The sequence below is a fragment of the Gottfriedia acidiceleris genome, from assembly GCF_036421055.1.
Taxonomy (GTDB): domain Bacteria; phylum Bacillota; class Bacilli; order Bacillales; family Bacillaceae_G; genus Gottfriedia; species Gottfriedia acidiceleris_C.
This window is the reverse complement of sequence record NZ_JAZGQS010000004.1, coordinates 166153-179016: the sequence shown is the minus strand read 5'-3', so window position 1 is coordinate 179016 and position 12864 is coordinate 166153. Positions and strand designations below refer to the sequence as shown.

11 protein-coding genes are annotated in these 12864 nt (G+C 35.0%); 1 reads left to right on the top strand and 10 read right to left on the bottom strand.

Annotated elements, in window-relative coordinates; translation table 11 throughout:
* Window positions 1-173 precede the first annotated feature (173 nt).
* The 9 genes from RAH41_RS07935 to RAH41_RS07895 form a co-directional block, all read right to left on the bottom strand.
* Window positions 174-650 carry a GNAT family N-acetyltransferase gene (locus tag RAH41_RS07935; protein ID WP_331221698.1) on the bottom strand — a complete coding sequence of 159 codons (477 nt, stop codon included), beginning with the start codon at window positions 648-650 and terminating at the stop codon, window positions 174-176.
* Window positions 651-1156: 506 nt separating this feature from the next.
* Window positions 1157-2482: a dihydrolipoamide acetyltransferase family protein gene (locus tag RAH41_RS07930; RefSeq protein WP_331221696.1), complete on the bottom strand. Its 1326-nt coding sequence runs from the start codon at window positions 2480-2482 to the stop codon at window positions 1157-1159.
* 27 nt (window positions 2483-2509) lie between these two features.
* Window positions 2510-3493, bottom strand: coding sequence for an alpha-ketoacid dehydrogenase subunit beta (locus RAH41_RS07925; RefSeq protein ID WP_098844809.1), 984 nt, complete (start codon window positions 3491-3493; stop codon window positions 2510-2512).
* 16 nt (window positions 3494-3509) lie between these two features.
* Window positions 3510-4514: a thiamine pyrophosphate-dependent dehydrogenase E1 component subunit alpha gene (locus RAH41_RS07920; RefSeq protein ID WP_248268724.1), complete on the bottom strand. Its 1005-nt coding sequence runs from the start codon at window positions 4512-4514 to the stop codon at window positions 3510-3512.
* Window positions 4515-4610: 96 nt separating this feature from the next.
* Window positions 4611-6032 carry a dihydrolipoyl dehydrogenase gene (gene lpdA / locus RAH41_RS07915; protein WP_331221693.1) on the bottom strand — a complete coding sequence of 474 codons (1422 nt, stop codon included), beginning with the start codon at window positions 6030-6032 and terminating at the stop codon, window positions 4611-4613.
* Window positions 6033-6051: 19 nt separating this feature from the next.
* Complete coding sequence (gene buk / locus RAH41_RS07910; RefSeq protein WP_176522468.1) at window positions 6052-7152, bottom strand: butyrate kinase; 1101 nt, start codon at window positions 7150-7152, stop codon at window positions 6052-6054.
* Between the two features lie 113 nt (window positions 7153-7265).
* On the bottom strand, window positions 7266-8360 hold the full coding sequence (gene bcd / locus RAH41_RS07905; protein ID WP_097974510.1) for a branched-chain amino acid dehydrogenase: 1095 nt from the start codon (window positions 8358-8360) through the stop codon (window positions 7266-7268).
* A 30-nt stretch (window positions 8361-8390) separates the two neighbouring features.
* The gene (gene yqiS / locus RAH41_RS07900; protein WP_331221691.1) at window positions 8391-9296 is read right to left on the bottom strand and encodes a phosphate butyryltransferase; all 906 of its coding nucleotides are present in this window, start codon (window positions 9294-9296) and stop codon (window positions 8391-8393) included.
* 209 nt (window positions 9297-9505) lie between these two features.
* Entirely contained in the window at window positions 9506-11578 is a 2073-nt protein-coding gene (locus RAH41_RS07895) for a sigma-54-dependent Fis family transcriptional regulator (RefSeq protein ID WP_331221689.1), read from the bottom strand.
* A gap of 180 nt (window positions 11579-11758) precedes the next feature.
* Here RAH41_RS07895 and RAH41_RS07890 point away from each other — a divergent pair, with 180 nt between their 5' ends.
* Window positions 11759-12007 (top strand): DUF2627 domain-containing protein, encoded by a 249-nt coding sequence (locus RAH41_RS07890; RefSeq protein WP_069034062.1) that lies wholly within the window; start codon window positions 11759-11761, stop codon window positions 12005-12007.
* Between the two features lie 104 nt (window positions 12008-12111).
* On the opposite strand, the gene RAH41_RS07885 is transcribed toward RAH41_RS07890, so the two are convergent.
* Window positions 12112-12846: a glycerophosphodiester phosphodiesterase gene (locus tag RAH41_RS07885; RefSeq protein ID WP_331221687.1), complete on the bottom strand. Its 735-nt coding sequence runs from the start codon at window positions 12844-12846 to the stop codon at window positions 12112-12114.
* Between the last annotated feature and the right edge of the window lie 18 nt (window positions 12847-12864).

Genomic DNA, 12864 nt, shown 5'->3' with positions numbered 1-12864 from the left:
CTTATCCCCCCTATTTCTCTAAGATGTCACATATTTTTAAATTATCTTACAAATGTTACAATTTGTAAAGTTTTTAGTTCAGGGATCAAGAAGTGAACTGAAGATTGTTGTAAAGGAATACTGTTTAGTATAAAACCGTGGAAAAGAGGGTTATGGGGAAGAGGAGTGGCATCCTATTCCCTTATGTTTTTCATATCCCGATAAAGATTATCTTTTAATATAGCCATGAATCGGTTTTTACTATTATCTATCACTTCAAAGCCGTATTTACGGTATAAATCGTGAGCATCTCTTGTGCCAAGCAAGAATGTCCGTACGGTTGATAGTTTTTCATAACTCATGATTTCTTGCATTAGCCATTTTGATAAACCTTGATTACGATAATCTGGGAGAATAAATACGTCAGCTAAATAAGCAAATGTGACGCCATCTGATACTACTCTTGCGAAGCCCACTTGGATTGGTTGACGATCTCCTGGATGCCCCTTGTAAACACCAAAACAGAAAGATCCTTCAATAAATCGATCAATATATTCATAAGGAATTTCATTTGCCCAATATGAATCTTTGTCTAAAAAGTTATAAATAACTTCTCTATTTAACAATTCTTTATTCGTAGATATGTAATAGCCATTTTGTTCAATTAGCATAAATTCAACCCCTTTTTAAAATTAAATTTACGGAATTTTATAATAATTAATTTTATCATAAGTCACTAAAAAAGAACTATTTTTATAATGCCGGATTCAACATATACTCCATTTTAGATTGAAACAATACTGATTTTAATTCTATAGCATAGTTAAGGGGTATTTGTGTATCTTTTTATCATTATATTGAATTTATGTGATGTGACCAATATAAAGATAGTTAGCGTATTTTTTGTTTTTAAAGAAAATTAATTCAAAATACTGTAACCGGTATGGGTAATATTTTATTTTAACTGTGATGGCAAAGGATTTAATTGCAGTTTTTGCAAATTTTAATTGCGGTTTTGGTAATTTTAATTGCAGTTTTCCTAAATTATAATTGCAGATCCGCTATTTTTATTTGCACCTCGACTTTATTTGCACCTCGCACAACGATGTTGATATTTACATTCAAAAAAATAACATAAAAAAGAGGTTGCCCTTAAGACAACCTCTATATTTTAAAATTAATATACGTTCGTATTTTCTTTTGTTGTATTTTCTAGGATTTCTTTTACTCTTCCTAAGAATTTACCACAAATGAAGCCGTCAAGTACACGGTGATCAAGTGATAAACATAGGTTAACCATATCACGTACGCCAATCATTCCATTTACAACAGCTGGACGTTTTACGATGCTTTCAATTTGTAAAATTGCAGCTTGTGGGTAGTTAATGATACCCGCGCTTTGAACACTACCAAATGATCCAGTGTTATTTACTGTGAATGTGCCACCTTGCATTTCGTCTGATTTTAATTTACCAGTACGAACTTTTGTAGCTAATTCAGTAATTTCACGTGCGATACCTTTGATTGTTTTCTCATCAGCATTTTTAATTACTGGAACAAATAGTGCATCATCTGTTGCAACAGCGATCGATAAGTTAATATCTTTCTTTTGAATGATTTTGTCTCCAGCCCACATTGAATTAATCATTGGGTATTCTTTAAGAGCTTGCGCTACAGCTTTAACAAAGAATGCAAAGAATGTTAAAGAGAAACCTTCTTTTTTCTTGAAAGAATCTTTAATGCTGTTTCTGTAATTAACTAGGTTTGTAACATCTACTTCGATCATCATCCAAGCATGTGGTGCTTCATGTTTACTACGTAACATATTTGAAGCAATTGCTTTACGTACACCTGTAACTGGAATTTCAATATCACCAACTGCTGTTGGAATAACAGGTGCTGGTGCTGCAGCAGGTGCTTTAGCTACTTCAGCTGGAGGAGCAGTTTGTGCTATAACTGGTTGAGCAGGAGCTGCAACAGGTGCTGGTGCTGCTTGAGGTACACCATTTGCGATTGCATTTAAAATATCTTTTCGAGTAACTCGACCATTATTTCCTGTACCCGGAATTAATGAAAGATCTAGATTATTTTCTTGTGCCAAACGTAGTACAGCTGGTGAGTATCGAACTTTACCAGACTCATCTGTTTTCGCAATAGTTTGAACCTCTGCAGCAGCTACAGGCGTTGCTGGTGCTACAGGTGCAGTTTTTTCAACTGGTTTAGTTTCCTCAATTGTTGTAGCAGCTACTTCACTAGAAGCACCCTCAACTTCAATCGTACAAATGATTTCACCAACAGCTAAAGTTTCACCTTCACTTGCGATTAATTCTTTAATCACACCTGAAAATGAAGATGGTACTTCAGCATTAACTTTATCTGTCATAACTTCAGCAAGTGGATCGTATTTATTTACTCGATCTCCTACTTTTACTAACCAAGTACTAATTGTACCCTCAGTTACACTTTCACCTAATTGAGGCATTTTAATATTTTCGATCATCATTATGTCCCCCTTTTTCAAACAGTGCCATTAAAATGCTGCAAGTTCTCTAGCCGCTTTTTCTACTTTATCTGGATTAACCATGAAGAATTTTTCCATTGTTGGCGAATAAGGCATTGCCGGTACATCAGGGCCAGCAAGGCGTGCGATTGGCGCATCTAATTCAAATAAGCAATTTTCAGCAATAATTGCTGCAACTTCGCTCATTATGCTTCCTTCTTTATTATCTTCCGTTACTAATAAAACTTTTCCTGTTTTAGAAGCAGCTTCGATAATCGATTCTTTATCTAATGGATAAATTGTACGCAAGTCTAAAACATGTACAGAAATACCATCTTGAGCTAATTTTTCAGCAGCTTGAAGAGCAAAATGTACACATAAGCCATAAGTGATGATTGTGATATCTTCACCTTCACGTTTAACATCAGCTTTTCCAATTGGAAGTACATAATCAGTTTCAGGTACTTCACCTTTAATTAAACGATAAGCACGTTTATGCTCAAAGAAAATGACTGGGTCATTATCACGAATTGCTGCTTTTAATAAACCTTTCACATCATAAGGAGTAGAAGGCATTACAATTTTTAAGCCTGGTTGACCTGCAAATACCTTCTCAACAGATTGAGAGTGGTAAAGTGCACCGTGTACACCGCCTCCATAAGGAGCACGAATCGTAATAGGACAAGTCCAGTCATTGTTTGAACGATAACGAATTCTTGAAGCCTCAGAGATAATTTGGTTTACTGCAGGCATAATGAAATCAGCAAATTGCATTTCAGCTACTGGTCTAAGTCCGTACATTGCAGCACCAATACCAACACCCGCAATTGCAGATTCTGCAAGTGGTGTATCTAATACACGATCCTCACCAAATTGATCATACAGACCATGAGTTGCTTTAAATACTCCACCTTTTAATCCAACGTCTTCCCCTAATACAAATACCTTTGGATCGCGTTCCATTTCCTCTTTTAACGCTAAAGTTACTGCATCTATATAAGAAATTACTGCCATATTGTCCTACCCCCTCTTATTCTTCGTAAACAAACTTCAATGCATGCTCAGGTGCTGCATATGGAGCGTTTTCTGCGTAGTCAGTTGCTTCATCAACGATCGCACGAATTTTTGTATCTATTTCTTTTTCTAATTCTTCTGTTAAGACACCAACTTCATGAAGGTATTTAGCAAATGTGAATAAACAATCTTTGCTTTTTGCTTCTTCTACTTCTTCACGAGAACGGTAAATACGATCATCATCATCACTTGAGTGTGCAGTTAATCGATAAGATACAGCTTCGATTAATGTTGGACCTTCTCCACGACGAGCACGGTCAACTGCTTCTTTTGTTACACGATAAACTTCTAATGGATCATTTCCATCAACAGTGAAACCAGGCATGCCATATCCAATTGCACGATCAGATACTTTTTCACATGCTAATTGTTTCTCAATCGGTACTGAGATCGCATATTTGTTATTTTCACACATGAAAATTACTGGTAACTTATGTACACCAGCAAAGTTTGCGCCTTCATGGAAATCACCTTGGTTAGAAGAACCTTCACCAAATGAAACCCAAGAAACAATATCTTTACCTTCCATTTTAGCAGCTAGTGAAACACCTACAGCATGAGGTACTTGAGTTGTAACTGGAGATGAACCTGTAACGATACGATTTTTCTTTTGTCCAAAATGACCTGGCATTTGACGTCCACCAGAGTTTGGATCTTCTGCTTTTGCAAAACCAGAAAGCATTAATTCTTTTGCTGTCATTCCGAATTGTAAAACTACACCCATATCACGGTAATATGGTAATACGTAATCTTTTGTATTATCTAACGCATATGCTGATCCAACTTGAGCTGCTTCTTGACCTTGACAAGAAATTACGAACGGAATTTTACCAGCACGATTTAATAACCACATACGCTCATCAATACGACGTGCCATTAGCATTGTTTCATACATACTAAGAACGTCATCATTTGATAGACCCAGCTGTTCATGACGGTTTGAAGTTGTAACCTTTTCCATAAATATCCCCCTTTTACCACATACATGTGTGGAAGCGTTTTAAATCATTATAGTGATGAAATGTAGAGATTTCTCTCTACATTTCAATTTTTTAAATTAAGAGTGAATTGCTAATCCTTCTACAGCAAGTGCAGCTTCTCCAATTGCTTCAGATAATGATGGATGTGGATGAATTGTATGAGAAATTTCCCATGCAGTTGCATCTAATACTCGTGCTAAACCTGCTTCAGAGATCATATCAGTTACATGAGGTCCAATCATATGGACACCTAGTAAATCATTCGTCTCTTCATCAACAATTATTTTAACAAATCCATCATGCTCACCGTAAACTAAAGCTTTACCGATTGCACGGAATGAGAATTTACCTTTTTTAACAGTATAGCCTTTTTCTTTTGCTTCACGCTCAGTTAAACCAACAGATGCAACTTCTGGATTACTATAAACACATTTACTTACCATTGTCGGATCTAATGGAAGTGGTGAATTTCCTGCAATATGCTCAACAGCAATTGTTCCTTCTCTTGAAGCAACATGTGCTAATTGTAAGCCACCAATAACATCACCAATCGCATAAATATGTGATTCTTTAGTTTGGTAATTAGCATTTGTTTGGATAAATCCATTTTCAACTACGATATCAGTATTCTCTAAACCAATTCCTTCAACATTCGCTTGACGGCCAACAGAAACTAACATTTTTTCAGCGGTGAAAGATTTCTCAGTATCTTTATGAAGTGCATTAATTCTAACACCATTGTCGATTACTAAAGTTTCTGCTAAAACTTTTGCATCAGTAACTAATTTAATTCCTTTTTTCTTTAATAATCTAGTCATTTCTTTAGAAATTTCTTCGTCTTCTAAAGGTAAAATAGTTTTACTATACTCGATTACTGTTACCTCAACACCAAAATCTGCTAACATTGAAGCCCACTCAATACCGATTACACCGCCACCAACGATAATAATTGACTCAGGAAGTGACTCCATTTTTAACGCCTCGTCTGATGACATTACATGCTCACCATCAATAGTTAATCCAGGTAAAGATTTTGGTCTTGAACCAGTTGCGACTAATACGTTTTTAGGAATTAGCATTTCGTTCTCGCTACCATCGTTCATTTCTACTGAAATTGTTCCTGGCATTGGAGAGAAGATTGAAGGACCTAAAATACGTCCTAAACCATTGTATACATCAATTTTACCTTGTTTCATTAAGTGTTCAACACCTTTATGAAGTCCGGCAACGATATTTTCTTTTCTTTGTTGTACTTTGCTAAAGTTTAATGTTACGCCTGATGTTTCAACACCAAACTCTTCACTTTTCTTAGCAGTTGAAAAAACTTCGGCACTACGTAATAATGCTTTACTTGGGATACAGCCTGCATGTAAGCAAGTTCCACCTAGTTTATTTTTTTCTACTACCGCTACTTTTAATCCTAATTGAGAAGCACGAATAGCAGCTACATAGCCGCCTGTACCGCCACCGAGTACGACTAAATCATATTCTGTTGCCATGATGAAATTCTCCTCACATTTATACTAAAGATTTAACTGCAAATTCTCCAGGATAGATTTTTGCTTCTTCTTCTTCTCTAAGTACGCGAAGAGCACCTTCACAAAGAGCTTGAAGTTCATTTTCACCTGGTAAAACAATTACACGTGCCATCCATTTAACTCTTTTTGTTATTTCATTAACGATAAAATCACTATAAGCAATTCCACCTGTTAAGATAATTGCATCAATATTGCCTTCAAGAACAGCTGCCGCACTTCCAATTTCTTTTGCGACTTGATACGCCATTGCTTCATATACTAATGCAGCTTTTTCGTCACCATCTTCAATCATATTTTCCACTTTAATTGCATCTGCTGTACCAAGATAGCTAACTAATCCACCTTGACCGACCATCATTTTTTGAACTTCGTTAATATAATAGTCACCAGAGTAACAAAGTTTTATTAAATCACCAATTGGTACAGTTCCAGCTCGCTCTGGACTGAAAGGTCCTTCACCATCTAAACCGTTATTAACATCAATTACGCGTCCTTTTTTATGAGCACCAACACTCACACCTCCACCCATATGGGCGATAATTAGGTTTAAATCGTTATATGACTGTTCTAACTGCTTTGACACTTTTCGTGCTACAGCTTTTTGATTTAAAGCATGGAAAACACTTCTTCTTTCCATAAGTGATTGTCCGCTGATTCTAGCAACCGGATCTAATTCATCAACAACTACTGGATCAACGATAAATGCTGGGATGTTTAATCCTTGTGCAATCTCATTAGCAATAATTCCACCAAGATTTGAAGCATGTTGACCACTATAACCAATTTTCAAATCTTCTAACATGATTTCATTTACTGCATAAGTTCCGCCTTCGATTGGTCTAAGTAATCCACCTCGACCACATACAGCGCTTAGTTTAGAAATGTTAATACCTTCTTTGTGTAATACCTCTAAAATAACATTTTTTCTAAATTCATATTGATCAATGATTGTTTTGTATTTATTTAATTCTTCATCGTCATGGCGTATTGTTTGTTCAAAAATTGGTTTTTCATCATCAAATACACCAACCTTTGTGGATGTGCTGCCAGGATTAATTACTAAAATACGATGCATTGTCAACACTCTCCCTTCTTAGTTTACCTTACCTTTATAACTAGAAAGAAAGAGGTACTATCACTTCACTCTTTCTTTCCACCTAAAAAATAAAGGAATTTCAATTAAATTTTAGTCAATTATCTTCTGCTTAAGATGTTGTGACCATTTGATAAAAATTGGCTACGAGATTTTGCCATAGTAGCAATACGCTCTTCAGCTAAACGGTCTGCAGCTAAATAAGTTGGAATACCGTCACGTTTTGAAATTTCGATAACTTTTGCAATGTTATCGTATAAACCTTCAACCTTTTTCATTGCACGGTCGTAGTTGTATCCGTATAACTCATCTGCAACGTTAATTACTCCACCAGAATTGATTACATAGTCAGGAGCATAAACGATTCCTAATTCATGGATTAAATCACCATGACGAGTTTCTTTTAATTGGTTATTTGCAGAACCTGCAATAACTTTTGCTTTTAATTGTGGGATTGTTTTATCGTTAATTGTTGCACCTAATGCACATGGAGCATAAATATCACATTCAACTCCATAAATATCATCTGGATCTACTGCTGTAGCTCCAAATGCTTCTACTGCACGTTGAACAGCTTCTTTATTGATATCTGTTACGATTAATTGAGCTCCTTCTTCGTGTAAGTACTCGCAAAGGCTGTAAGCAACATTACCAACACCTTGGATTGCAACTTTTTTACCTTCTAAGCTGTCAGTACCAAATGCTTCTTTTGCTGCAGCTTTCATCCCACGGTAAACACCAAATGCAGTAACTGGAGATGGGTTACCTGAAGAACCGAATGATGGTGAAATACCAGTTACATAATCAGTTTCTTCATGGATTAAATCCATATCTGCAACAGTTGTACCTACATCTTCAGCAGTAATGTATCGACCATTTAAGCCTTGGATATAACGACCAAATGCACGGAACATTGCTTCGTTTTTATCTTTACGTGGATCACCGATGATTACAGTTTTTCCTCCACCTAAGTTTAAGCCAGCAGCGGCATTTTTATAAGTCATACCTTTTGCTAAACGTAGAGCATCTTCAATTGCAGCTTCTTCTGATTCGTAAGTCCACATTCTTGTTCCACCTAAAGCTGGACCTAATGTAGTATCGTGGATCGCAATAATTGCTTTTAATCCTGATTCTTTATCTTGGCAGAAAACAACTTGCTCATAATCATAAGTTTCTAAGTATTTGAAGATTTCCATGTAATAACAGCTCCCTTAAAATGTGTAAGTTTAGTTTTTAGAATTACATATAGCTAATGCTAATGAATATAATTTTGTCATTGCAGAGTCAGAACGCGATGTTAAAACAATCGGTGCCTTTGCTCCAGCAATAAGTGCAGCCACTTCTGAGTTAGCCATAAAGACTAAAGATTTATATAAAATATTTCCAGTTTCTATTGTAGGTACTAATAAAATATCAGCTTGCCCAGCAACTTCTCCAGTTAAGCCTTTATGTTTAGCTGCTTCAACAGAAATGGCATTATCAAGCGCTAATGGTCCATCAACAATACAATTTTTAATTTGTCCTCTTGTATTCATGACAGTTAGTGTTGCTGCGTCTAGTGTTGCTTGCATTGCAGGATTTACTACTTCAACAGCTGCCAGTACAGCAACTTTAGGGGTTTCTATACCTACTTTCCTTGCAATTTCAACACTGTTTTCAATAATTTTTACCTTTTGATCTAATGTAGGTGCTATGTTCATCGCAGCATCTGTTACGATTACTGCTTTTTCTCTACCTGGTACGTCGAAAATTGCAACATGTGATAAAGCACTTTTATCTCTTAAACCATATTCTTTGTTCAATACTTCTTTTAGAAGAACTGAAGTTGAAAGATTACCTTTCATTACAATTGAAGCTTCACCCGAGCGAACAGCTACAACTGCATTTTTAGCAGCCTCTTTGTTTGAATGAGAATGAACAATTTTTAGTCTCTCTGCATACTGTTCGTTTTTTAATAATTCCTCATACATTTCATAAATAGCTTGCTCGTTACCGAAAAGTAAAAAGTTTGCTAAATCATTATCTAACGCAATTGAAACTGCTTCTTTTACTTCGAAGTCCTCAGCAACAGCTACAGCAACAGTTTGCCTTGAATAATTTTTCGCGCGTAACATTATATCTTTTAAATTCATTGAAAGCCCTTCCTTTCATCCCCCTGCACTATATAAAGCAATTTGCGTGCCAACTTTTTAAAAAGGATATAACTATTTTAAAAATAGTTGAAAAGCCTTACATTATCAACATTCTAGTACCAGGTACTAGTAACACCAATAAATCTATTCTACAACAATATTTTGAAAAATGACAGTAATTGTATGCAAAAATATTCATAGCACGCAAATTATTGCGTGCTATTTTTTGCAGTATGGTATTTTTCCAATTTATAATACAAATTCCTTACTGATATTCCAAGCTCTTTTGCTGACCTTGTTTTATTCCCATTATTTTTCATTAATATTTTTTCTATAATTTCACCTTCATAATTTGTAACCATTTCATCAAGGGAGCTTATTTCTTCAGTATGAACTTCGGCTTGATGAACAGATTGTTCTTGCTTAACTTGTACAATGGCTGATAAATGTTCAGGTAAGATTTGTTTTTCATTAAATTTCATAAAGATAACAGCTCTTCCAAGTACATTTTCCAATTCCCTAACATTACCAGGCCAATTGTAACTTTTTAATTTATTTAATGCTGATAATGAGATTCCCTCAACATTTCGACCGTAGTCTTGATTGATTTTTGCTAACAATCTTTCGCTAATCGGTAAAATATCTTCAATTCGATCTTTTAGTGCAGGAATAATAATAGGTAGTTTATTTAATCGATAATAAAGATCTTCTCGAAACTTTCCTTCAACGATTGCTTCCTCCAGATGAACATTGGTGGCAGCAATCACGCGCACATTTATAGGAATAGACTTTGTCCCACCAACACGTCTTATTTCTTTCTCCTGTAGGACCCTTAATAGTTTGGCTTGCATTGCAGGTGATAATTCTCCAATTTCATCTAAGAAAATACTACCATTATTAGCTTCTTCAAAAAGCCCTCTTTTCCCACCACGTTTTGCGCCAGAAAAAGCACCTTCTTCATAACCAAATAATTCACTTTCCAATAAAGTTTCAGAGATCGCAGCACAATTGACCCGAACGAATTTATTATATTTGCGATCGCTTTCATTATGAATCGCATGGGCAAACAACTCTTTACCTGTTCCAGATTCCCCACGTAATAATACGGTAGCCGGAGTGCTCGCAGCCAATTTCGCCTGCATGATTGCTAAACTGATTCCTTCAGATTCACCAGCTATATCCTCGAATGAATATTTTGCTTCTAGTGTTCTTATAATTTGACGTGCTCTATGTAGTTCATTCGTTAACTGTGAAATTTCAGAAACATCATGAATGACTCCTACACTGCCTTTTAATTTTCCGTCTACGATTACAGGTGCTACATTAACTAATACATCACGATTTTGTTTTCCGACTTTCATTCGGACTCCACGAACTGCTTGTTTTGTTTTCAACACTTTTAAATGAACACTTTCACCTTCAGCAATATCAATCGTTGCATGTTTTCCAATAACTTGTTCACTTGATAATCCAGTTAGTCTTGTGTATGCGGGATTAATAATAATTCCATTACCTTTTTCATCTACAACCGAAATTGCTTCATCCGAACTTTGAATGACTGCTTCAAGCATACTATGAACTTCTTTTAAATTTGTAACCTCTTCTGCTAAATCAATTACTTCAGTATCATCTTTAAAAACGGAAATAGCACCTTCAAGTTCACCATCTTCTCGAAAGATTGGAAATCGAGTCGTAAAAATCTTACTTCCATTTATTAAAATATGCTCTTGATTAATTTCCTTCTTTTTCGTTTGAAGCACTCGTGGTAATTTACTAGTTGGGACAACATCCAATATATACCTACCAATAGCAGCATCTTTATCAGTTTGTAACATTCTTTCTGCTGAACGATTAAATAAAAGAATTTTCCCCCATTTATCTACCACAATCATCCCATCGTGAGTGTTGTCCAAAATGAGTTCTTGTTGTCTTTTTTTATTATTGATTAAATTAAAAAGTGATTCTTTTTCTTGAACAAGATCAGATATCATTTTTGCAACAGAACCTGGGATCACTAAAGTATTCTTAGGTTTATACTCGTTTAATTCCTGGTAGATATTTTCATCCCCAGTAGTATTTATGACAACGTCAATCTCTTCGTTTAAATTAGACTTCCAATCCTTTAGTATTGGAATGTTTAAGCTTTTAGCAAATTCTAAACCTTTAGCCTCTTTTATCATATCTACTACTGCAACAACATGAAATAAATCAGAATGTGATAGAAGCTTTAATACAGCTGTGCCTCCTGTTCCCATCCCAACGATCATTACGTTTTGTTTCATCTTAGTTCACCTACTAATTTCAACAAATTATTAAACACATTAGACTATTATATATATAAAGTCATTCTTTCGTCTATTTCAAATGCTTTATAAGTCTTGACAACACTATCCTTGTATAAGATTATGAAGAAAGAGAATTACGTAAATTTATTGTTACTTTTATCGGAGGAATTAATAAACATGAAAGAATCCTTTACACGTATGTTAGCATTCGTTGTGATTGTTGTACCAATAGCTTTAGCAGTTATCGGAATTAAATTACTTCGTGATACGGTATTTCTTATCCATTCTTTTGGCATTCCAAATCTTCCATTGCAACTATTAATCGGACTTGTTTCATTAGGAGTCGGTTTTTATTTAGTTGGAAGCTTTGTATTATTTAGAGATCGTAAACGAAACAAAGTTCAAGGCAGATTTTTAAAAAGATAATACTTAAAAAAAGCCTCTTCATCACAACAATTGCTTATCTTGAGTCTCATTAAAAATCAAACGATAAATAACAAAACAAAAAAGTGCTGATGACAGCACTTTTTTTATTTACTAAGAAGTTGACTTCTCACTTGGAAAGCTAGCTCTGGATAGTCAGTAATAATTGCAGTACATTTGACTTCAAATAATCGTTTCATAACAGCTGGTTCATTAATTGTATACGGTCTTACGGCTATGTTATGTTCCATCGTTGCTTCTATCTGTTCATCAGTAATAATACGATAATTAGGGTGAATTGCATTTGCTTTATAATCTTCAGCAATCTTCCACGGTTCTTTACTTCTTCTATTAAATAGAACTGCAGTTTCAATATCCGGTGCCATTAAGTGAAATTTCAGCATGCTTTTATGGTTAAAGGAAGATAAAACGATTCTTTTTTCATATTCATACGAACGGATTAAATTTATTACTCGTTCCTCAAGTCCATGGTATTCGATTTTATCATTTTTTAATTCAATATTGATACTAAAGTTATTTCCCTTTGCCCATTCAAATACTTCTATTAACGTTGGGATTGTACATCCCTTAAATTGGCGTTTAAATCGATAACTAGCATCAAATTGCTTTAATTCAGCTAAAGTATAATCTTTAACAAAACCTTTACCGTTCGTTGTACGATTTATTGTTTCATCATGAATAACGACAATTTCACCATCTTTTGACAAGTGTACATCTAACTCTATTCCGTCTGCCCCTAAATCTTCACATGCCATAAAAGAAACCATTGTATTTTCTGGGTATGTTCCTGCAGCACCTCTATGACCAATAATATCAACCACTCAAATTCCCCCCTTGTT

Bases quoted from the DNA above. Each gene is read 5' to 3' on its own strand.
- RAH41_RS07935 (WP_331221698.1), bottom strand. From the start codon at position 650: ATGCTAATTGAACAAAATGGCTATTACATATCTACGAATAAAGAATTG.
- RAH41_RS07930 (WP_331221696.1), bottom strand. From the start codon at position 2,482: ATGATGATCGAAAATATTAAAATGCCTCAATTAGGTGAAAGTGTAACT.
- RAH41_RS07925 (WP_098844809.1), bottom strand. From the start codon at position 3,493: ATGGCAGTAATTTCTTATATAGATGCAGTAACTTTAGCGTTAAAAGAG.
- RAH41_RS07920 (WP_248268724.1), bottom strand. From the start codon at position 4,514: ATGGAAAAGGTTACAACTTCAAACCGTCATGAACAGCTGGGTCTATCA.
- lpdA (WP_331221693.1), bottom strand. From the start codon at position 6,032: ATGGCAACAGAATATGATTTAGTCGTACTCGGTGGCGGTACAGGCGGC.
- bcd (WP_097974510.1), bottom strand. From the start codon at position 8,360: ATGGAAATCTTCAAATACTTAGAAACTTATGATTATGAGCAAGTTGTT.
- yqiS (WP_331221691.1), bottom strand. From the start codon at position 9,296: ATGAATTTAAAAGATATAATGTTACGCGCGAAAAATTATTCAAGGCAA.
- RAH41_RS07895 (WP_331221689.1), bottom strand. From the start codon at position 11,578: ATGAAACAAAACGTAATGATCGTTGGGATGGGAACAGGAGGCACAGCT.
- RAH41_RS07890 (WP_069034062.1), top strand. From the start codon at position 11,759: ATGAAAGAATCCTTTACACGTATGTTAGCATTCGTTGTGATTGTTGTA.